This is a genomic window from Sorangium sp. So ce295, assembly GCF_051527405.1.
Classification (GTDB): Bacteria; Myxococcota_A; Polyangia; order Polyangiales; family Polyangiaceae; genus Sorangium; species Sorangium cellulosum_B.
Genome location: NZ_CP150324.1, coordinates 12,444,276 through 12,465,748, shown reverse-complemented (window position 1 = coordinate 12,465,748; position 21,473 = coordinate 12,444,276). Strand labels below are relative to the sequence as shown.

Genomic DNA, 21,473 nt, shown 5'->3' with positions numbered 1-21,473 from the left:
CGCTTGCGCGGTCGACGCGTGGCTTCCGGCGCCTTGTCGACGATTCGGGCCCGGCAGAGGCATCGGCGGCACGCGGCTTCGCCGCCGCGCGCCTGCGGGCAACGTGCACGCGGGCGGTGACCTCGGCGTCGACCGCCGTTTCCTCCGCTCGCTGCTGGGCCCAGCCACCCTTCGCCGCAGACCGCTCTTCCTCTCGCATCGCGTCGCGAATCTACGGCGACGGCACGCACCACGCGAGGATGGGGTCTACAGGACGGATACCAACGCGGCGCAGGCCGGCCTCCCTGCCACAGGCTGGTCCTCAGAGCCGAGCGAGCCGTCCGTCTTCGAGCAGCACCCACGGGGCTGAAGCCGAGTACGCCTTGGTCCCAGCGATGGGTAGGCTTGGCGCATCCGTGAGTCGATTATTGGACCTCCTTAATCCGCGGCTCGATGGGCGGATCGAGCGTATCGCCATGGAGCTCGCGCAACAGGATCGCGGCGTGACGAGCTCCGCCCTCGATCGCATCCAGAGGATCCTCCCCGGGTACGTTGTAGCTGCGCCCGTCAACTTCCACAGGAATAACCCACGGCCACTTTTTGTCCGGTGTGTTTCGGGTCGGCTCGTGGATGCGAACCAGGATGTCACGCGACTCGCCGCCCTCTCCGGTCACCTTGAAAACTAGATCCATCATCACTTACACCTCTTGTCACAATCTTTGAGGCATCGCCCAAGTTCCTCGGTGCATTGGCTCCGACAGTTCCTGTCCCCTTTTGGGCAATTGTCCCAGCATCGTTCCCATATCTTGTCGCACTTTTCCTTGCATGCCTCTAGGCAGTCGGGAGTGCACCCTGCCATCGCCTCATAGGATCCGCTTCCGACCGGTGCGTTTTGCGGCCTTGCCGGCACATACCCGAAGGCCCCATCCCCTCCCGTCGGAGTGATGATGCTACCGCCGGCACCTTCATTTCCCTCCCCGCGGACCCAGCACTCTCCCACATCGTAATTGCACGCCGTGAGCCCAAAGAACAGAACAACAAATATCTTATTCATTTTGACCTTACCCTAAATCTCCAGACCGGTCCAGTGGTCACCATCACAACCAGACTTCCAGGAAGAACGCGACTACTGCCGCCCGCCCAGTCCACATGGACACTGGTGGAAACGCCCAAAGGCCCGGCGAGGTACCAGTCGGACTGGGCGCGGCCACCTGGAGCAACCCCCACCACGCGGTCACAGATCACGGCACCACACACCGGCATTGAGTAAATTGCAAGGGACGGCCCGAGGCTGACGGTCGTTGTCTTCGTGGCATACCCAAGAGTAACGGCCGTTCGGTCGTAGAGCCCGACACCAGCGCCCGGAACGATGCTGAGCATGTTGTGGGCTTCGAGCCTGAAGTCTCCCTCGTTGCGCCAGAGCCACCCGGCGAAGGGGCTCACGGCCAGCCTGGGCTCGATCCCGATCTGGATCCCGCCCACGCTGACGCCGCCGCTGAACTCGAATGCCTGTGCCGGCACCGGAACACTACTGGCGAGCACGCAGGCACAGCCGCACAGCACGAGCACGCGCGCTTTTGCCTTCAGCCCGTGCCCCATGCCCTCCCCCGATCCCGGATGCTTCTCCTAACGGAAGGCGGCGTCAACAGGTGATCTAGGCCACTTTACGTCCAAGCGGTCCTTGCACACGAGGGCCAGAGCGCGACCGGCAACGTGGATGGTCAAGGTGTGCGTCAGCGAGTTCGGCACCGTCCCGTTCACTACGTCCGAGGCGAATCGATCGACGGCTCTCCGTCCGGTTACTGGCGTCGGCTGGGCTTGTTTGCCGCCGTGTGACCTCCGTGTGCCCCGACTCCAGGGCACGGGGCTCCACGAGAGGGATTCCGGGTATACGAGAGGAATCGAGTACTCAAGGGTCTCTGACACCGCTCCGACGCGTCCGACTCGGCGTCTGCCGTGTCTCTCGCGCATGCTGTCCATCAGTTCATCTCCGGGTTCGATTCCCGGCGCCTCCACCACCAAGACACGGCAAGAGCTGTGTCTTTTTTACTTTTGTGACCTGCGTGTGACCTGATAAATTTTGGCGTCGCTCAAGAGCTCGACGAAAGAAACACCTGCTACCGCCTATCCGATGGGACCAGCATGCCAGGCGACTGTGGTGAGGCGATAGACTCGCGGTACTCGTTACCTCCAACTCCTCACCGCGCTTATCCCACGCGGCCGGCCGCAGCTCTCCCCTCGCCTCAAACCCCGCGCGGGAACTCGCCCTGCGGCGGGAAGCGCGGGTCCTCCGTCGGATCGGGCGACGGCGGCTCCGGCTGCTCCGGCCCCGGATCCCCCGGGTTCGGCGGCAGCGGGGCATCCTCGTCATCGCCGGGAATGTCCGTCTTCGCGAGCTCATCCTTGTCGTCGTTCATGACGGCCTTCCGCTGCAATTTTCAAACCGCATCGCACGCACGACCGCTCGGCTCGCCGCTTGACGCCCCCGCCCGGCCCCCCTGATCTGCAAGCGTGCTCTCGATCCGCCACGACCCCTTCCCGCTGGAGGCCGCCCGCGACCTGCTCGGCATCGTGCGCGCGCTCTACGCCGAGGCGCGCTCCCGCGGGGCGAGCGTGGCAGATCTCCACGCCATCGCCGCGGTCGGCGACGACCTCCGGCAAGCGATCGCCCTCGCCGAGGCCCATCCGCCCGGCACGCTCGGCTTCTCGTCGGCGTGGGCCCGCGCCGAGCGCGCGGCAGGCCGCGTCGGCGAGCTCGCGGACGCGGTCGCGCCCGCTGCGCCCATCGTCCGCGCCGCCCTGGCGCGCGTCGGCGGGGGCAGCGTCACCCCCGGCGGCTGAGCGCCCCCGCGATCGGATGGTCCGGCGCGACGGGCCAGGCGAGCGCGCGCGACGCGGCCGCGCAGTACGCGGCCAGGCGCTCGCGCGGCACCGGGGGGCGCGCGCCCAGGCGACCGAGGTTGTCGACGAGCAGCTCGAGGCAGGTGTTGCCCGTCCGCTCCCCGACGCCCAGCGCCGTGGCGTGGACCCGCTCGACGCCGCTCGCCACCGCCCAGAGCGCGGCCGCGAGGCCGAGCCCGCGATCGTTGTGGCCGTGCCAGTCGAGCTCGATCCCGGTCGCCCCCAGCGCGCCCAGCTCGCGCCGGGCGAACGCGACGAGCGCCTCGACCCCCGGCGGGGTGACGTGGCCGGTCGTGTCGCACAGGCAGAGGCGCGCCGCGCCGGCGTCGACGGCGGCGCGGAAGAGCGTGCGGAGCATGTCGGGCGGCGAGCGGGTCGCGTCCTCCGCGACGAGGCAGAAGGGCAGGCCAGCCGCCGCGGCCGCCCGTCCGGCCTCGTCGACGCTGCGGGCCAGGAAATCAGGCCCCCACCCCTCGACGAAGTGCCGGATCGGCGAGCTGCCGATGAACGCGTAGACCATGATCGGCGCCCCGGTGCGCTCGGCCACGCGGGCGACCTCCTCGACGTCTGCGGCGAGGGTGCGCGCGGCCGCGGTCAGGCCGAGCGGCAGGCGGGACGCGACGATCTCCCGGGCGAGCAGGCACGCGTCGTCGAACTGCCGCGGCCCGGTCGCCGGCATGCCGAGGTTCACGACGTCGACGCCGACGCTCGCCATCGCGTGGAGGAGCTCGATCTTGAGCGCGCGCGACGGGTTCACGGTCGAGACGCCCTGGATGCCGTCGCGCAGCGTCTCGTCGAGCACCTCGACGGGCCGGGCTCCCCGGTCGAAGGGCAGCCACGCCTCGCCCTCGGCGGGCGCGGCGCTCCACGCGTCGGCCACCAGGCCGCCAGGGGGCCGCTGCTGCCCGCCGGAGGGCGGCTGCCCGCCGGGGGGCGGCTGCTGCCCGCCTGAGAGCAACAGCAGCCCGCCGGAGGGCGGCTCCCCGCCGGCGGGTGGCTGCTGCCCGCCAGGGCGCGGCAGCCGCTCCCCCGGCGCAGGCTCGGCGCGGTTCCAGTCGAAGGGGGCCGCGGCGCCGGGATCCCGGCCGTCGGCGCTCATGCGCTGCATCTCATCTCGAAGGGGGCTCTCGGCGTGGCGCGGGCGCGGCGCACCGCGTCGATCCGCGCTGGATGGAGAGGTTACTTCATGTCGGCCGCCGGAGCAGGTCCCAGCAGCGCACGGCGAGCGCCACGCCCCGCGCCGCGAGCGCTTCGAGCCGGCGCCCGGCGCCCACGCCCGCAGGACCGGACCACCGCGCCCGCCCACGGGAGCGGCTTTCCGCGCGGAGAGCGGCAGCGTAAAAAGCTGACCAAGGAGCAACTTGCTGCTCCGGGACACCTGCCGCTCCGGGAGCTTCGATCATGCACAGGCTTCGCCTGCCGATGACCGCGCTGGGATTCCTCACAATCGCCACACTCGCGCTCTGCACCGGCTGCTCGCCCTCCGAGCGGAACTTCGCGTCGGCCGGAGGCGGTCAGGGCGGCGGTGCTGGCCACGGCAGCGCCGGCGGCGAGGGCGGGGCCAGCGGCCAGGGCAGCGGTGGCGGCCAGGGCGGCGCCGGCGGCCAGGGCGTCGCGTGCACCTCGCCGAAGGGCTGCCCCGCCGGGGAGAACGCGGAGCCGACATGCGATGACGGCGTCTGCGGCCTCGCGTGCGACGCGGGCTTCCTCGACTGCGACGCCGCGGCCCCGGGCTGCGAGGCGAGCGCGCGCGATCCCCAGCACTGCGGCGCCTGCGGCCGCCGCTGCGCGATGGAGTGCGTGGACGGGGCCGAGGGCGCCTTCTGCAACGACCCGGTCGAGATCTCGGCCGGGTTCGCCCACACCTGCGTGCTGCGCGGGGACGGCAGCGTCTGGTGCTGGGGGAGGAACACGTTCGGGGAGGCCGGAGCGCCGGTGGATGAGCCGACCTTGCCCTGGCCCACGCGGGTGTCGCTTCCCGGCAAGGCGATCCACGTGGCCGCGGGCGGCGGATTCTCGCGCACGGACAACATCACCCCGGGGCACTCCTGCGCGGTGATGGAGGACACGACGGTCGTCTGCTGGGGAAACGGCCGGCGCGGGCAGATCGGCAACGGCTCGTACCTCGATTCCGCCGGACCGACGCGGGTGGCCAGCCTCATCAACGTCGTGCAGATCTCGCTGGGCGCGGCGCACTCGTGCGCCGTGAAGACGGGCGATGAGCTGTACTGCTGGGGCTCCGACGAGGAAGGCCAGATCGGCAATGGCGCGGCGGAGCAGTCGGGCTATGCGACGCCGCTCCTCGTCCGGAGCGATATACGGCAGGTCGCGGCAGGCCAGGATCACACCTGCGCCATCAAGGCCTCCGACGGGGGCGTGCTCTGCTGGGGCAGGAACTTCGATGGACAGCTCGGCAACGGCGGACAGACGAGCTCGCCCTCGCCGGTGAACGTCCTCGCGCCGCTCGCGGCAGGCGTCGACGAGGTGGCCGCGGGCGACCGGCACACGTGCGCGCGCAAGGGCGCCGAGGTCTACTGTTTCGGCAACGACTACAACGGCGCGGTGGGCGCCAATCGCTCCGGGCCCGTGCCGGAGCCGACGCTCGTCGCCGTGCCGCGCGCGACGCGCATCGACGTGGGCCGCGAGCGGAGCGGCGCGGTGTCCGGCGACGCGCGGGCGCTCAAGATGTGGGGAGTCGCCTTCCTGGGCAACGGCGACGAGGGGCTGTCCACGCAGCCGGTCGACGTGCCCATCAACGGCGTGGCGCAGCTCGCCGGGGGCTACCAGCACACGTGCGCGCTGAAGACGACAGGCGAGATCCTCTGCTGGGGCGAGAACGCCGAGGGGCAGCTCGGCGTGGGCCAAGGGGTCGGCACCCAGCCTTCGCCGGTCGCCGTCAAGTTCGAGCCCTGAGCGGGAGCGGCGCTCGTGAAACGCGCCGTCGCGTCGCACACCCTCGTCGTGCTCGCGGCGATCATCGCAGCGAGTCAGCCGGGTTGTCATCGAGAGCGGAAGTCCCAGGAGGACGCGTCGCCGGGCGAAGTGAGCTCGTCGGCCACCACAGCGGGCGCGCCCGCGACGTCGGCCTCCCCCGCCGGAAGCGCCTCCGCTGGCAGGGCTGGCCCGGTCGATCCCGATCTCGATGCCGCACGCCCGGGCATCACCGGGTCGTCGAGCGCGGGAGCGCCGCCATCGTCGACCGCTGGGGCGGGGGCAGCGTCGCCGGCTCTCGGGGTGAACCCCACCCCGAGCGCGCCGGGTGACAAGCCGTTCGACCAGGATGCCTGGCTGGCCGCCCGCGGCGCCGTGTGGCGCCCCGATGCCTCGTGCTGGTCGACCCTCGACTCCACGATACCGCCTCAGCGCCTCAACATGTGCTCGTGCCACGAAGCGCTCAGCCTGCCCGAGGTCGAGTTGATGGAGTGCTCGCGCGGACGCGAGCAGGATTCCACGGCGGTGCCTTTCATGACGCACACGGTGCTCTACGCAGCGCGCGGCGGCGCGCTCCGGGCTGTGCTCGACGTGCCCACCAGCGTGACGCTCGACGACTGCGGGCCGAGGTCCCCGATCCCCTGCTCCGTCGCGCTCGACGTCCGCGTCGAGGGGGACGCGGTCCGATTCGAGGAGCCAGCCAACAGGACGACCTCCGCGTGCGACCACCCCTCGATCGCCGCGAACAAGCCCCTCCCGGGCGCCTCCGGCTGGAACAGCGCCTCCTGGCAGCGCGCGCGTGCCACCTACCAGCGTATCTGCGACACCCGCGGCCGGTACGTCTGGCAGCGCGGCGCGCTCCGCCGCGCGCCGTGATCGGCCACGGCAACCCCTTGCGCGGCAGCCTGACGGCGCTGGACCCGGGCGGTGGAAAATCAGGCAGCCTTGCCTCCACAGGGGGGCGTAGGAGCGCCGCAGAAGACAGGTCTGTATATCGCGCTACATAGGGTGCCTCCTCTCGCAGGCAATTCCGTGTGATGAACTACTGTCAAGTCGATTCCAGCAGGCAGCCCTGTATACTGCATTACTCTCGGATCGGTTCTCGCAGACAGATCTGCATGATGCCTTACATCCGAAGGCGCTCTCGCGGTCGGGCGCGACCAGCGCTGCATGATTTCTCATTTCCCGACGTGAGCAGACAGGCCCCAGGTCATGGCGGCCTGCGTCCCGGCGCCCTTGCGGAGTTCCTCTTGGGATGAAGAGCGCCGCTCCCAACCTCCCGTCGCCAGACAGCCGGGCGGGCGCATCGCGTCCTTGCTCCTCATCGCCCTACTTCCGTCTCAGGATTGATCACAAATGCATGCCGCCCCGCGCGTCGGGCATCGCACCCGACATGGACCTGGGTGACATGGGGCGCCGGCTCAAGGGCGAGGGATTGGTCGCCCAGCACCTGGCCCCGTCGAGATGTCTTCGCGCAGCGCTCCTGTCCGGCAGCGCCTGCGGCGCTCATCGATACGGTGAGTCGCCTGGGCTCCGCATGCCGCCAAGACGGAGCTTGTACTCGAGCGCGTCGATCTCGACCTCCAGCTCGAAGCGCGCGCGCTCGAGCGCGCGCCTGCGACGGGCGGCAGCGATGAAGGGGCCGACGAGCAGCAAAGCGAGCATCACGAGGCCGGCGTCCAGCAGCACGCTCGCCCAGCGGGTGAGGCGGTAGGGCGCAAGATCCTTGTCTTCACGATCGGTAATGTCGTTCCACGTGAGGCGGTCGATGTCGACAGCGCGGTTGTGACAGATCTCTGCCGAAACATCCGCCTCATACCAGCTGCCCGACTCGCGCCATGCGACGACTCGCCCCGGGCCGCGGCACCCACGGCACACGCTCGGACAGAAGACGTGCGCCGCCACGATCGAGCGGCCGATCGTGGTCTCCAGGCCGAAGGGCAACATACACCCACCGATCACCACGGCGACAAGGGCGAACTGGACGAGCATGCCGGAACTCGCGTACCACAGCCTGGGAACGGTGCTGAGGCTCGCGTCGCGCCTGCCGCGGAGGTACGCGAGCTGTGCTTCATCGGCGCGCCGCGCCGCGGCCTCCGCCGCATCGGCTTGGACGCGGAACGCCTCGCGCGCGGCTTCCTCCTCGCGCTGCTTCTCCGTCGCGAGGAGGGCGCGCGCCTTGTCCTCGATCATCTTCGCGAGGACGTCGGGCACGCCGTCGCCGTCGGCGTCGACCGGCGCACCGCAGGCGGCGCACTGCGTCTTGGAGAGGTCGAGGGCAGCTTGGCAGCGAAGGCATTTCATGTGCGGATGACGATACGGTGTTGGTGAGCATCTCGCTCGTTCGACGCCACCGCTCCGGGTTCGATGGCCCCCGGAGCGAGACGCTGTCCTGGTTCCCCGTCAACGTGACAGCGCTGGGATCACGTTAACGTGGAAGGCGTGGTGGGCCAACGTCCATGGATGCCGGGACTCGTCGCGCGGACGAGGGTGCCCCACGAGATCAGACTCGGGTTCCCCGTCCATCGGCGTCGGCTCCTCGCTCGGCCAGGGTACCACCACGCGACGGTGTCGTGCGGTGACATCCACGACCTTGCACGTCGGGCGCGCTTCTGTGTATGGTTCGCGGTCGCGACATCGTCCGCGCGCGGCCGCTGCGTTCAAGGGGGCCTCGGGTGGACCACAACCTGGTGGGGAGCTCATGAGCGTGGACGTTCTTGCCATGCACTGCGCAGCGCTGCCGGCCGCCCGTGCCGTCGGCTTCAAGGGCACCGAGGCGCTGTGCCGACCGTTCGAGTTCGACGTCCTGTTCACCGTGCCAGCGGGCACGGACGTCCGCGCCGCGATCAACGCTCCGGCGACGCTGACGCTCCAGCGCGGCGCCGACGCGCCGCCGATGTGCTGGCACGGCGTGTTCGTGCGCCTCCGGCTGCTGCGCGAGTCGGCCGACCGCGCGCTCTACCATGGGTCGCTCGTGCCCAGGCTCTGGCTCCAGCGCCACTCGGTGCGCAGCTTCGTCCATACGAAGAGCAAGATCGACGCCTTCCTGACGAAGACGCTCACGCACGGTGGCCTCACGACGAGCGACTTCCGGTTCAACGTCGACACGGACCGCTATCCGGAAGAGGAGTTCGTCTGTCAATACCGGGAGAGCCATCTCGACTTCACCCATCGATGGCTCGAGCGCGAGGGGCTCTACTACCACTTCGAGCACCCGGTCGACGACGGCGGCGCCGAGGTCATGGTCATCGTCGACAGCAAGGATCAGCACGAGCCGCTGAGCGGCAACGGCCGGGTTCGTTACCACCCGACCTCGAGCCACGACGTGTCGGCGGGCGAGTGCTTCCGGGAGGTGCACGTCGATCTCAGCGCGCTGCCGGCCGCGGTGCGGATCAACGATTACAACTACGCGAACCCGGCCGCCTCGGTGTCGGGAGAGCACGCCGTGTCGAAGAGCGGCCACGGTGAGGTGCGCGAGTACGGCTACCGCGTCTTCACGCAGGACGAGGCGACACGGCTGGCCCAGGTCAAGGCGGAGTCGATGGCATGCCGCGAGCTCACCTTGCATGCGACCGGCAACGCGACAGGGCTGCGGGCCGGCTACGTCTTCGAGCTGGAGGACGGGCCTTCGGACATGCCGACCCGCTACCTGGCCGTCGAGGTGCGGCACGCGGCCGCGATCACGGGCGGCTCGTTCGACATCACGCGCTTCACGGGGATGGCCGTGGACGAGACATACCGCGTCGAGGTGGTGGCGATCCCGGCCGACGTGCAGTTCAGGGCGGCCCAGGCGACGCCGTGGCCGCGGATCTTCGGCTTCGAGAACGGCGTCGTCGACGGGCCAAGTGACAGCCAGTATGCCCAGATCGACGACATGGGTCGTTACCTGCTCCGCCTCAAGTTCGACGCGAGCGACCTGCTCGACGGCGCCACGTCGACGTACCTGCGCATGATGCAGCCGCACGGCGGCACCGTCGAGGGCTGGCACTTCCCGCTGCGCAAGGGGACCGAGGTCATGGTGTCGTTCCAGGGCGGCGACCCGGACCGGCCGTTCATCGCCGGCGTGGTGCCGAACGCCCACCGGCCGAGCACGGTCACGAGCCGCAACCTGACCCAGAACGTGCTGCGCACGGGCGGCAGCAACCACATGGTCGTCGAGGACCTCGAGGGCAAGCAGCACATCGACCTGTTCACTCCCGTCGGCGCGACCAACGTCCACATGGGCGGCCCCACCCACCAGGCGTTCGTCGTGCCCCCGAAGACGCCGGACGCGAACCCCGACATGCAGCCCGTCGACTGCATGTTCTACGTTTCCACGGAGGGCAACGCCGGATTCAACGTGTGCGGCGAGTGGTGGCAGAACGTCGGCGGCAAGTACTACGTCGACGTCAGCGACGACGCGACCATCCACTACGTCGGCATCCACACGATCAACGTCGACGGCGACTCGAACGAGTTCTACAACAGCCACCAGAACATCAAGGTGCGCTCGGGCCGCACTGACAAGGTCGAGAGCGGCGGCATGACGCAGGACATCCACGGCGGGTTCACCCAGACCATCGAGGCCGGCGGCAAGCAGGATGTGCTGGGGAGCTGGTTGCAGAAGATCAGCGGCCAGAACCACGACGACTACGGATCGTGGAAGACCGACGTCAAGCAGGGGTGGACGGCAGACATCAAGGGGGCGTGGTCGCACACCGTGAAGGGCGACATCAGGATCGAGAGCAAGAGCGGGACCATCCACGTGGAGAGCCCGACGAAGATCACGATCAAAGCGCCGGTGGTAGAAATCAAGGCGGATGAGAAGGTCCACAAGAACACCTACCTGTTCCTGGAGACATTCATATCCAAGAACTCGGCCGGCGTTCAAAAGGCGGACTTCACCAAGATCAACATCGCCTACAATCGTCTAAAGATTGACATGAGCGATTACGCAGCGAGCCGCGGCATTCGAAAGGGAGAGAACTATGTTTTAGTCAACACAACATTCGCAGGAGTATTCGAGACCATGGGCACCAACACAAGAAAGGCAGCCACGGAGGCGTGGAACTCGGCAGTTCGAGTCATGAAGTCTGGACTCACGAAGATTTAGGACATAGCACAACATCATCTGTCACCTAACCTGACGCCGAGGCGGACCCCATCATGAAAACGTCCGGAACCTGTCCCAAGTGCTCCTGCACGACCCTCTGGTATGTGGAGCGCGTTGCAAACAACCAATGCAGCCCTCCCGGCGGGGATATATCGCCCGAGCTTCAACTCGCTGTCACAGGGAAATTTGGCCTCGAGGGCACGAGCGGCAAGCTCGAAGCCTACGCCTGCCAGCAGTGCGGCTACGTCGAGTTCTACCTGAAGGAGCGCCTCCCCGTCGACGGTAAGTACATCCGCGAGCTGCGGCGCCCTCAGGGCCCGCCCTACCGCAGCTGATCAATGCAGGCGCAGACGCGCTCGACAGGTCATCGTGGCTCTTACGCGTAAAAATCAGCAGTTCGAGTCATGAAGCCTCGGCTCGCTAAAATTTAGGATATAGCACACATTCATTAGCGGACCGTCATTGTACCGCAGGGAAGCACACGATGAAGAGCACCGGAACATGCCCCAAATGTCTCTGCACGGCCCTCTGGTACGTGGAGTACGTCGCGAACAACGATCCGAACCCCGGTACCCAGAATAAAGCAACCCAGTTTCAGCTCGCGGTCACCGGTAAGCTAGGCCTAGACGGCACCAGCGGAAAGCTCGAAGCGTACGCCTGCCAGCAGTGCGGCTACGTCGAGCTCTACCTGAAGGAGCGCCTCCCCGTCGACGGCAAGCACATCCGCGAGCTGCGGCGCCCTCAGGGCCCGCCCTACCGCGGTTGATCGATCCTGGCGCAGACGCGCTCGACAGACCATCGTCTCTCTCAGACCCACGCTCGACAAGAGGACCAGTGAAGATCGTCAAGCCCATGAAGGTCCCCATGCTCACCCGGGTGCTGGAGTTCCGGCGCCGGAGCTACTTCCACGTGACCGCCATGCTGGGCTTCCCGCTCGCGAGCCCTCGCGCGCTCGTCGACGAGCTGTCGTTCTGGCACACCGTCACCGGCACCCTCGGCGAGCAGGGGGCGATCGACGAAGGCTTCGCCAAGGCGCGCGGCGAGCTGCTCGTCGCGGGCAGCTTCCACGCCCCCGGCGGCGCGCCCGCCCGCGCCTCGTACGTGAGGGCCCGGATCGGAAGCGTCGACAAACGCCTCGCCGTGGTCGGCGACCGGACGTGGCGAGACGGCGTGCCGACCGAGCCCGCGCCGATGACCACCCAGCGCATCGACTGGGCGCACGCCTTCGGCGGGGCCGGCTACGACAGGAACCCTCACGGCAAGGGCCACAGGCCGCTCGATCTCGACGGTCGCTCCGTCCACCCGCTGCCCAACGTCGAGCTCTACGGCGCGATGATCCGCACGCCGTCGGAGCGGCCGGAGCCCGCCGGCTTTTTGCCGATGGATATCACGTTCGCACAGCGCAGGAGGCGCGCCGGCACGTACGACAAGCGCTGGCTCGACCAGCACTTCCCCGGCATACCCGCCGACGCGGATCCGACCTTCTTCAACGTGGCACCCGAGGACCAGTGGATCGACGGCCTCTTTCGAGGTGACGAAGAGATCCTCATCGAGAACATGCACCCGGAGAAGCCACGCATCGAGGGGAAGCTGCCCGACCTCGTGACGCGATCGTTCGTCACGCACCGCACCCCGGAGGGCGAGCGCTTCCTCGAGATCCCGATGCGGCCCGACACGGTATGGGTGTTCCCCACCGACGAGCTCGGCGTCGTCGTCTTCCACGGCGTGCTCGCGATCGCCGAGGACGACGCAGCCGACATCGTGCACCTGCTCTGCGCGTGCGAGGAGCCCGGCTCGCCGCGCCCGATCGAGCACTACCAGGCAGCGCTCGCGCGCCGCCTCGACAAGGACAAGGGCGCAGTCGCAGAGATCTCCGACGGCGACCTCATGCCGCCGCGCGTGTCGGGCGTCGCGCCGAACATCGACCTTGGCGACATGGGACGCTGGGTCAAGAGCGAGAACCTAGCCGCCCAGAACCTGCGCCGGGGCCAGGAGCGGAGCTTCGCCGAGGCGCGCGCCCGAGTCGAGGCCGAAGGGCTCGACCCGAAGGACCACGGCCTTGACGAGCTGCCCGCCCTGCCCGAGCCGCCGCCCGACGACCTCGATGCCCTCGCCGCCTATGTCGAGGCCGCGTCCCTGAGGACCGACGAGCTGATGGAGCAAGCCAGAGCTTCGGAGGCGCAGGCCCGCGACGAGGCGAGACGAGCCTGGGCCGAGATGGGCGAGGACTTCGATGCGGCCATGGAGAGAGCAGCCAAGGAGGGCGCAGGGCCGCCCAAGTTCTCGGCAAAGGCGCACATCGAAGCGCTGCGCTCGATGGCGCTGGAAGCGCGCGACGCGGGCGTCGTGCTGGACGACGTGGAGCAAATGCTCGCTGAACCGCGGTATCACGCCCAAGTCGAGGAGCAGGAGCGGGGCCTGTTCGAGATGTACAGGCGCATGGGGCACCTGCAGCCCACGGCCGCGGCGATGGATGCCGAGGCCTCGGGGCGCGCACGCGTCGTCGTCGAGCTCGCCCTGGAGGTCGGCGAGCCGCTGGCGAACCGCGATTTCACGGGTGCGAACCTCGCGGGGATGTCCCTGTCCGGCGTGGACCTCTCCGGCGCGTTCCTCGAGTCGGCCGATCTCTCCGGGTGCGACCTCTCCCGGGCCAATCTCGACGGCGCGGTGCTCGCCAGGGCGAACCTGGACGGCGCGAACCTCACCGAGGCGCTGCTCCGCGGCGCGAACCTGGGAGGAGCAACGCTGCGCCGCGCCTCGCTCGAGCGCGCCGACCTGAAGGAGGCGGTGCTGAGCCACGCCGATCTCGCGGAAGCGCGCTTCTCCGGCGCAGATCTCACGGGCGCCGACTGGATCGAAGCGAAGCCCGGAGGCGCGGACTTCACGGGCGCCACGCTCGGGCAGTGCACCCTGCTGAAGGCCGACCTGTCCGGCGCCCGCTTCACAGGCGCCGATCTCTCGGACGCGAACCTCGTGGAGTGCACGCTCGATGGCGCCGACTTCTCGAGCGCCACGCTCCGGAAGACGACCTTCATCGCCTGCCACGGAAAGCGTGTGTCGTTTCGATCAGCGTGTTTTCAGCAGGGCGTCGTCGTCCACGGTTCGTCCTTTCCCGAGGCCGACTTCAGCGACGCCGACATGGAGAGGGCCAACCTGCGCGGCACCGTCCTCGCAGGCGCACGGCTCGACCGGGCGAACCTGCGCGGCGCCGATCTCTCCGGGTGTGACGCCTCAGAGGCCAGCCTGGAGCGCGCCGTCCTCAAGGGCGGCCTGCTCATCCGCACCAACCTCGGAGATGCGTCGCTGCAGGGGGCCAATCTGATGGACGCGCTCGCCTCCAAGGCCCGGCTGACAGGGGCAGACTTCACCGGAGCCAACCTGTTCCGCGCCGATCTATCACGGGTCGCCGGCGACGAGCGGACCACGTTCGCCGAGGCCGAGGTCGGCCATGTGCGCTTCCTCCCGAGAGCGGACGCCCAGCGAGGTGGCTCATGAACCGCGATGAGCTCCTCGACAAGCTCCGGCACGGCGAGCCGATACGCCACGTCGACCTGTCGCGCCTCGCGCTCGACGGCGCCGACCTGTCGGGCGCGACCTTCGAAGAGGTGCGCTTCCCCACGGCGATGCGCGCCGCGCTCCTGAAGGAGTCGAGCTTCATCGCGTGCGATCTCACCCGGTGCGATCTGCGCGACGCGGACCTGCGCCACGCGAGCTTCTACCGATCGCGGCTGGAAGGGGCGCGCCTCGACGGCGGCAAGCACATCGCGGCTGCCTTCGTCGAGTGCGCCGCCGACGGCGCGTCGTTCGCGCTCGTCGAGGCGCCCATCGCGAGCTGGGTGAAGACCTCGCTCCGTGGGTCGTCGTTCGCGGGCTCGAACCTCGACCGAGCGAACCTCGTCGACATCGACGCAGACCGGGCGAGCTTCGCCGGGGCGAACCTCGAGAAGGCGACCCTCTACCGCGCCGATCTGCGCACGGCCGACCTCGCCGCCGCGAACCTCGCGCTGACGACGCTCGTCGAGGCCAAGCTCGGGCCGAAGGGCTTCGCCGATACAAGGCTGTTCCGCACGCAGTTCATGAAGAGCGATCTCGCCGGCGCGAGCTTCGCCGGAGCGGACTGCGCGCAGTGCAACTTCATGGGCGCCGACCTGCGCGAAGCCCGGCTGGAGGGCGCGAGGGGGCCTCAGTGCTTCTTCGGCGAGGCGAAGCTGCACGGGGCGCGCATCTCGAACGGCCAGTTCCCCCAGGCGGTGTTCGACAAGGCCGAGCTGCTGAAAGCGGACCTCTCCGGCGCGTTCCTCGAGGAAGCTTACTTTGGTCGCGCGCTTGCAGCCGGAGCGCGGTTCGTCGATGCCAGGCTCCGGGAGGCGGACTTCTCGCACGCCGACGTGTCGGCCGCCGATTTCTCTGGAGCCGGCCTGTATCGGACCCGGTTCCACCTCGCGAAGCGCGACGGCGCGGTGTTGCCGCGGCTCTCGGGGTGGCTTGGCGACGACGAGGAGCTGGCCAGGGTGGAACGATGGCAGCCGACGCACGGCGCGGCGCTCCCAGTGAAGACGTGAAGCAGGTTGCAATCGAGGCGAGGAGCAGGTCGTTCAGGAGACGTCCCGCAAGGGACAGCACAGACGACGTGGAGAAAGGGTTGATACCGTGACAGCCGTAAAGAAGCTTGCGAGGCCGGAGGCCTATCTCGAGACAGGGAGCGTTGAGCGGGTCGGCGCGACGCTCCTGGTGCGCCTCGCCTCGTCGAGCTGCGAGGCACGGCGCGCCAAGAGCTGCCTCGTCGCGCCCGAGGCCGGGGACAAGGTGCTCTGCGCCATCGAGCCGGAGGGGGTCTATGTGCTGGCCGTGCTCGACGGTCGCGACGGCGCGCCTACCAAGCTCGCGACCGACGGCGACCTGGAGGTACAGGCGCGGGGCGGGCGGATCGCGGTCTGCGCGTCGGAACGCGTCGACATCGTGGGCGCCCGGGAGGTGGCCGTGACGGGCGCCGAGGTGCACGTGCGCGCCAAGAAGGGAGCCATCGCGATCGATGAGCTCGGCTTCTTCGGCAGGCTCGTGCAGGCCGAGGTGACGAAGATCGCGCTCGTGGCGCAGGAGGCCGACACAATCCTCACCCGCTTGACCCAGCGCGCCAAGCGCGTGTTCCGCTTCGTGGAGGAGATCGATCAGACACGCGCCGGGACCGTCGATCTCCGCGCCGAGGACCTGATCGGCATTCGCGGAGAGAACGCGATCATCTCGGCCCGTGTCCTCGCCAAGGTCGATGGCGAGCAGATCCACCTCGGCTGACCGCTACGCGAAGAGAGGAGATCCCGATATGTTGGCAAAGACGAGCGCTGGCGGCATGTGCCTGGCGTTTCCCGACGTGTGCCTCACGCCGGCCCCGCCTGCGCCGGCTCCGGTCCCGGTGCCTTATCCGAACATCGCGATGGAGCCCACCGACGTGGGGTTCGTGCCGAACGTCCTCATGACGTGCACGCCGGCGCACAACCTGGCCACGATGCCCATGCTCACGAACGGTGATAACGCCGGCCTGGCGACCGGCGTCGCGTCTGGCACCGTGATGGGCCCTGCACGCACGGTGACCGGGGCGTTCACCGTGGTGGTCGGGGGGATGCCGCTCGCGCGGCTCACCAGCATGACGATCCAGAACAACACCAATGCGCCAGGCGCCAAGATCGTGCCCAGCGTCACCAACGTGCTCGTTCTGGCGCCCTGAGGGCGCTGGCCAAGGGAGGTGCCGGCGCGCCTCGAACCGTCACCCGGCCCGGCCCCGCCGCAGTCACCGGTACGGCGTGCCGGTCACCTCCCCATCGACGTAGCGAACCTTGGGCCGCCACGGATGTGACGCGAGCCGGGGGCTCACGAGCCTTCGGGATCTTCCGGGCTCGCCGGCGCCGTCTCGTCGATCTCCTTCATGATGGCGCCCGCGATCTTCGCCCGCCTCCGCGAGGCCCCATGCAGATTGGCACGCTCCAGGTTGGCGCCGCGGAGATCGGTCAGATCGAGCTTCGCGTGCGCCAGCACCGCGGCGACGAGGCGGGTCTTGCAGAACGAGGCCGCGCCGAGGTCGGCGCGGTCGAACCGCGCCGACATGAAATCGCCGCGATCGGCCTTCGCGTCACGCAGGTTGGCGCCGGCGAACGACGCGCCCACGAAGCGCGCGTCCTCCAGGTCGGCGCCTGTTAGGTTCGCCGCGGAGAGGATCGCGCCGTCGCCGCGGGCACGAGCGAGCCGCGCTCGCTCGAGGTTCGCCCCGCACAGCGAGGCGCCGTGAAGGTCCGCCTCCTCGAGCGAAGCCTCGACGAGCTCCGCGCGGTCGGCGCGCGCGTTCGTGAGATCGGCGCGCGACAGATCCGCGCCGCGGAGGTCGGCCTCGTCGAGCGTCGCCTCGACGAGGCTGGCCCCTGCGAGGCGGGCACCACGGAGCCTCGCGCCGCGGAGCGCGCACCGCGCGAGGGAGCGCCCGCTGAAGTCGAGCCCCGAAAGGTCACCGCCCGACAGGTCGTCTCCATCGAAATCGCCGCCTTCGGCGAGCCTCGCCTCGGCGCGCTTTCGCGCCTCCAGCCCGGCGAGCGGCTCGCTCGTCACAGGCGGCGATACGGCTGCCGGCGCCACGACCTCGGGCGGCCGACTCACCCTCTCCGGCAGCGCCACCTCGGCCAGCGCCGGCGGCGCCACCTCGAACGGCGGACTCACCTTCTCCGGCGGCGGCGCCGATTCCACGACACCGCTCTCAGGATCTCCCGAGTCGACCAGCGTGCGCCCGGCCCGCGAGCCCCCGGCGCCAGCGGGGCTGACGAGCCGAGGCCCGGGCACGGGGCTCCACGGCGCGCCCGGGATGGGGTCCTCCCCGCGCGACGCGCTCGTCCCCGGCGCTGCCAACGGGAACTGCGCCCGCTCCGCCCCGACCTCCGCGAGCCTGTCCTCGGGGATCGGCATCCTCTGGCCCAGCGGTCCCGTGATGCCTCCGCTCACGGCGACAGGAGCAGGAGCCTGCGGCGCGGCAGGTGAATCACGAAAGGGGAGCACCGGCATCTCCATCTTTTTCTTCGAGAGCGGGCCTGTCTCCACCATCCCGGCGGGCGCCGCTATCGGCCTGGGGAGCGAAACGGCCGGCGCCGAGCTCCGTTGTGTCGCCGCAGGGTCCCCGGGGAGCGGCGCGCCGTGCTCCGGCCACGGAATGGTCCCTTTGAGCGTCTCGACACCCGCGAACAGGCGGATGTCCTGGAGCGCCTCCTCGCTCTCCGTCGCGAAGCTGCCCCGCCACACGAGCGAGGCGATCTGGCGATCACCGTCGATGACGAGCGTGTCGGCCACCAGCGGGATCTCCTGCGATCCGCCCGCCAGCGCGGCGTCGATGCGGTAGCGGCGCACACGAGCGCGCGCCGAGGGGAGGCGCGTCGAGACGAAACGCCTCTCCGCGCTCAGGTTCTCCAGAAGGATCTGCTCATCGCCTTGCAGAAAGGGGATCTGCTGATCGAACGGCGCCGGGTTGAAGGCGCGAAAGTCGAAGTCCTCCGGAATGTGGAGCACCTCCGCGCGCCGCGCGGCGGCGGGGTCCGCGCCGGGCGAGCCGAGCTGCGCCGAACGCCGCGCGGCGGCTGGCTCGAAGCCGTTGAAGAGCCGCTCCCGCAACGCCCAGTGAGGCGCGATGGGTCCGAAGCACGCGGGCCGGTGGGGGCTCGCAGGATTGACCAGGTTCGGGCGCGCTCGCCTTGCGCCCATCGCTGGATCCAGCGCGTCGGCGCGCGCGCCCTCGCCGGCCTCGGAGACGCCGACCGGGTTCCACGGATGGCTGGGCCCGCCCGCCGCGCGCTCGTACACGAGCGGCATCCTCTGGAACGGCGTGGGCGCGATGCTGCCGGGCGTGGGGTCCCCGAAGACGTGGATCGTCTTGTCGAGCAGCGGCCCACCGCGGAAGAGCGCGAGCCTCGCCGAGAGGCCGATCACCGGCCCGGTGGCGTCCGACGCATGCGCGTGCCCGGTGAGCACGACGCCGGCGCCGGGCAGGTACGGCGCGGTGTCGCTCGCGGAGCGCAGGCTCCGCGAGGGGTCGTCGTCGTGAAAGCGGTCCTCGCGCTCGACGGGCTCGGGCGCCACGAGATCCGCGTCGCCGTCCGCGCCGAGGGCGAACGTCGCCTTCACGAGGATCGTGACGCGCAGCACGCCGCCGATGCGCCACAGGACCGCGCCGCACGACACGGGATTCAAGGCGACGATGTCCACCGGCCAGAGCGCGCGCACGCGCCGATCCTACCCGCTCGTGGTCCGGCGCGTGCAGGGAGACTGGGGGAACTTCGCGGCTGTGACGCGCGTGTCCATCGCCCCCAGCGGTCGCGCTGCCGCGCCGTCGCGCCACCTCGCCGCCTCGTCCGACCACGCGCGAGGGGGCTGGAGGCGCCGGCGGACATGGTCTATCGTCACGAGTCCGCCGATCGGACGCCGCGAGGCGCCGAGAGCCGCTCCAACGTCTCGATGGCCGCTGAAGGGGGTCTTGCCATGCGGATCGCGCTGATATCCGACATCCACGGCAATGAAGTGGCGCTCAGGGCCGTGCTGGCCAGCATCCGCGCGACGGGCGTCGATCAGGTGATCTGCCTCGGCGACGTCGCGACGCTGGGGCCGCGGCCCTCGGCCATCCTGGACATGCTGCAGGAGCTCGGGTGCCCGTGCATCCTCGGGAACCACGACGAGTTCATGCTGGATCCGGAGCTGATCCGCACCTACACCGAGGCCCCCATCGTCGTCGACGCGGTCGACTGGTGCCGTGATCGGCTGTCGAGAGACGAGCTCGCCTTCCTGCGCACGTTCCAGGCGCGCCTCGAGATCCCGCTCGACGCTCACTCGACGCTCCTCGTGTTCCACGGCTCGCCCCGGTCTCACATGGAAGATCTCCTCGCGAACACCCCGCCGGAGGAGCTCGATCGCCGCCTCGAGGGCCACGCTGCGACGGTGATGGCCGGGGGGCACACGCACCTCCAGATGCTCCGCCAGCACCGCGGCACGCTCCTCGTGAACCCGGGGAGCGTCGGGATGCCGTTCAAGGAGTACGCGAACGGCGGGCCACCGACGCTGCTGCACCACGCCGAGTTCGCGATCGTGGAGGCGCAGGGCGGCGCGGTCAACGTCAGCCTGCACAGGGTGCCGGTCGACAGGGACGCGATCCGCGCGGCCGTGGGGGCGTGCGACAACCCGATGCGCAGCGCGTTGCTGCAACAATATGCCTGAGCACGCGCGGCCCGGGGAGAGAGAGCGCCTCTGCGCTCCGAGGGGACGGCAGGCGCGTCGCCGGGCGCACGATACAGAGATGCTGCGGGTCTTCGAGGGAGGTTTTTCGTGAGCACGCGAGCGCGTATCTTCATCGGCTCGTCGGTGGAAGGGCTCCGCATCGCCGAGCACATCCAGCTCGGGCTGGACTATGACGCTGACTGCACGGTCTGGTCGCAGGGCGTGTTCGGCCTCTCCGGGGGCACGCTGGAGAGCCTATGTGCCGCCATCCGAGAGTTCGACTTCGCGGTGCTGGTCCTCACGCCCGACGATCTGGTGCAGAAGCGCAGCCAGGCGATGAACAGCCCGCGCGACAACGTGCTGTTCGAGCTCGGGCTGTTCATGGGCGCGCTGGGCCGGGAGCGCACCTTCATCGTGTACTGTCGGGACGAGCCGATAGGCCTCCCGAGCGACCTCGCCGGGGTCACCGCCGCGACGTTCGCGCGGCGCGCCGACGGAAACCTCCTGGCCGCTCTCGGCGCCGTGTGCACGCAGATCAGGAGCGCCGTCAGCCGGCAGCACGGGCGCGCCGCGGCGCAAGCGACGGCCCCCTCGGCGCTCGGGTCGGAGATCGCGGCGCTCAGGGTCGCGCTCGAGGCGCAGACCGAGAGCTTCCGGCAGGTGCTCGCGGCCGCCACGAAGACCGCGTCTGCGCCGGCGCCGGTCGACGCGAAGGGCGCTCCGGACGCCCTGGATCTGCGAACGCTGGAGGGTGTCTGGTACGATAAAGAGTCCAGGAGCATCTACTACACGAGATTTCACGAAGGCGAGCTCCGGGTCGTCTACTGCTATCAAGGCGATCTCAGCGGGCTCGCGGAGTATCACAACATCAAGCTGGTTGGAGATGTGATTCTCGGGCGGTTCCGCTGGCTGAATCGCCCACAGACGGCGGGGTATGTTTACCTAAAGATCGCTTCGAGAGACTGCCTCTCCGGCGGCTGGTGCCTTCAAGCCTACGCGCCGCCCGAAGGACTCGAGGCGCTCCCGCATCACCCCGAGTTTCTGGAGCGCATGACCTGGATCCGCCAGTCCCCCGCGCAAGCATTGCCGGAGTGGGCGGAGCGCTACTTCGATGCGTTCCGCAAGGGGTGAGCCGCCGGACCAGTCCGTCATGATCTCGAGCGGCGGCCGATCGAGGTGGAGACCGCTCTACTCGCGCGCCCGCGCAGGAGCAACCCGGCGGCCTCGAGCACCTGGCGGTGGGCAACGCGCCGGGTGAAGCATGAGCGCAACGCCCGGCGATATCCCGGTGGTCGTGCAGCCGCCGCCGGTGCGGACGGTCGGCGGGTTGCTCCAG

18 protein-coding genes are annotated in these 21,473 nt (G+C 69.5%); 12 read left to right on the top strand and 6 right to left on the bottom strand.

The genetic code is table 11. The features are described 5' to 3' along the window. Nucleotides 1-404 precede the first annotated feature (404 nt). The 3 genes from WMF11_RS47145 to WMF11_RS47135 all read right to left on the bottom strand — a co-directional run bounded on the left by WMF11_RS47145 (nucleotide 405) and on the right by WMF11_RS47135 (nucleotide 2,396). Nucleotides 405-674, bottom strand: a complete 270-nt coding sequence (locus tag WMF11_RS47145; RefSeq protein WP_437975419.1) for a hypothetical protein — start codon at nucleotides 672-674, stop codon at nucleotides 405-407. 355 nt (nucleotides 675-1,029) lie between these two features. Beyond that, a complete protein-coding gene (locus tag WMF11_RS47140; protein ID WP_437975418.1) occupies nucleotides 1,030-1,578 on the bottom strand; it encodes a hypothetical protein in 549 nt (182 codons plus the stop codon). 644 nt (nucleotides 1,579-2,222) lie between these two features. Continuing rightward, nucleotides 2,223-2,396 (bottom strand): hypothetical protein, encoded by a 174-nt coding sequence (locus WMF11_RS47135; RefSeq protein WP_437975417.1) that lies wholly within the window; start codon nucleotides 2,394-2,396, stop codon nucleotides 2,223-2,225. 94 nt (nucleotides 2,397-2,490) lie between these two features. Here WMF11_RS47135 and WMF11_RS47130 point away from each other — a divergent pair, with 94 nt between their 5' ends. Continuing rightward, the gene (locus tag WMF11_RS47130) at nucleotides 2,491-2,820 is read left to right on the top strand and encodes a hypothetical protein (protein WP_437975416.1); all 330 of its coding nucleotides are present in this window, start codon (nucleotides 2,491-2,493) and stop codon (nucleotides 2,818-2,820) included. Here the strand turns inward: WMF11_RS47130 and WMF11_RS47125 are convergent. After that, nucleotides 2,804-3,979 (bottom strand): 2-isopropylmalate synthase, encoded by a 1,176-nt coding sequence (locus WMF11_RS47125; RefSeq protein WP_437975415.1) that lies wholly within the window; start codon nucleotides 3,977-3,979, stop codon nucleotides 2,804-2,806. The genes WMF11_RS47130 and WMF11_RS47125 overlap by 17 nt on opposite strands. A 302-nt stretch (nucleotides 3,980-4,281) precedes the next feature. On the opposite strand from WMF11_RS47125, the gene WMF11_RS47120 reads away from it, so the two are divergent. Then, complete coding sequence (locus WMF11_RS47120; protein ID WP_437975414.1) at nucleotides 4,282-5,793, top strand: hypothetical protein; 1,512 nt, start codon at nucleotides 4,282-4,284, stop codon at nucleotides 5,791-5,793. Nucleotides 5,794-5,808: 15 nt separating this feature from the next. Continuing rightward, on the top strand, nucleotides 5,809-6,687 hold the full coding sequence (locus WMF11_RS47115) for a hypothetical protein (protein ID WP_437975413.1): 879 nt from the start codon (nucleotides 5,809-5,811) through the stop codon (nucleotides 6,685-6,687). Between the two features lie 630 nt (nucleotides 6,688-7,317). On the opposite strand, the gene WMF11_RS47110 is transcribed toward WMF11_RS47115, so the two are convergent. After that, the gene (locus WMF11_RS47110) at nucleotides 7,318-8,115 is read right to left on the bottom strand and encodes a hypothetical protein (protein ID WP_437975412.1); all 798 of its coding nucleotides are present in this window, start codon (nucleotides 8,113-8,115) and stop codon (nucleotides 7,318-7,320) included. A 397-nt stretch (nucleotides 8,116-8,512) separates the two neighbouring features. On the opposite strand from WMF11_RS47110, the gene WMF11_RS47105 reads away from it, so the two are divergent. The 7 genes from WMF11_RS47105 to WMF11_RS47075 all read left to right on the top strand — a co-directional run bounded on the left by WMF11_RS47105 (nucleotide 8,513) and on the right by WMF11_RS47075 (nucleotide 16,625). Beyond that, the gene (locus WMF11_RS47105) at nucleotides 8,513-10,903 is read left to right on the top strand and encodes a type VI secretion system Vgr family protein (RefSeq protein ID WP_437975411.1); all 2,391 of its coding nucleotides are present in this window, start codon (nucleotides 8,513-8,515) and stop codon (nucleotides 10,901-10,903) included. A 53-nt stretch (nucleotides 10,904-10,956) separates the two neighbouring features. Continuing rightward, nucleotides 10,957-11,238, top strand: coding sequence for a hypothetical protein (locus WMF11_RS47100; protein ID WP_437975410.1), 282 nt, complete (start codon nucleotides 10,957-10,959; stop codon nucleotides 11,236-11,238). A 149-nt stretch (nucleotides 11,239-11,387) separates the two neighbouring features. After that, nucleotides 11,388-11,669, top strand: a complete 282-nt coding sequence (locus WMF11_RS47095; RefSeq protein ID WP_437975409.1) for a hypothetical protein — start codon at nucleotides 11,388-11,390, stop codon at nucleotides 11,667-11,669. A gap of 68 nt (nucleotides 11,670-11,737) precedes the next feature. After that, a complete protein-coding gene (locus tag WMF11_RS47090; protein ID WP_437975408.1) occupies nucleotides 11,738-14,398 on the top strand; it encodes a DUF2169 domain-containing protein in 2,661 nt (886 codons plus the stop codon). Beyond that, nucleotides 14,395-15,465 carry a pentapeptide repeat-containing protein gene (locus tag WMF11_RS47085; protein WP_437975407.1) on the top strand — a complete coding sequence of 357 codons (1,071 nt, stop codon included), beginning with the start codon at nucleotides 14,395-14,397 and terminating at the stop codon, nucleotides 15,463-15,465. The genes WMF11_RS47090 and WMF11_RS47085 overlap by 4 nt, the downstream gene beginning before the upstream one ends. Before the next feature lie 88 nt (nucleotides 15,466-15,553). Further along, on the top strand, nucleotides 15,554-16,195 hold the full coding sequence (locus WMF11_RS47080) for a DUF3540 domain-containing protein (RefSeq protein WP_437975406.1): 642 nt from the start codon (nucleotides 15,554-15,556) through the stop codon (nucleotides 16,193-16,195). A gap of 28 nt (nucleotides 16,196-16,223) precedes the next feature. After that, nucleotides 16,224-16,625 (top strand): DUF4150 domain-containing protein, encoded by a 402-nt coding sequence (locus WMF11_RS47075; protein ID WP_437975405.1) that lies wholly within the window; start codon nucleotides 16,224-16,226, stop codon nucleotides 16,623-16,625. A 143-nt stretch (nucleotides 16,626-16,768) separates the two neighbouring features. On the opposite strand, the gene WMF11_RS47070 is transcribed toward WMF11_RS47075, so the two are convergent. Further along, nucleotides 16,769-19,153 (bottom strand): DUF2169 domain-containing protein, encoded by a 2,385-nt coding sequence (locus WMF11_RS47070; protein WP_437975404.1) that lies wholly within the window; start codon nucleotides 19,151-19,153, stop codon nucleotides 16,769-16,771. 165 nt (nucleotides 19,154-19,318) lie between these two features. Between WMF11_RS47070 and WMF11_RS47065 the strand changes: the two genes are divergently transcribed. Then, the gene (locus WMF11_RS47065; RefSeq protein ID WP_437975403.1) at nucleotides 19,319-20,137 is read left to right on the top strand and encodes a metallophosphoesterase family protein; all 819 of its coding nucleotides are present in this window, start codon (nucleotides 19,319-19,321) and stop codon (nucleotides 20,135-20,137) included. A 108-nt stretch (nucleotides 20,138-20,245) separates the two neighbouring features. Beyond that, complete coding sequence (locus tag WMF11_RS47060) at nucleotides 20,246-21,268, top strand: TIR domain-containing protein (protein ID WP_437975402.1); 1,023 nt, start codon at nucleotides 20,246-20,248, stop codon at nucleotides 21,266-21,268. The last annotated feature ends 205 nt before the right edge of the window (nucleotides 21,269-21,473 follow it).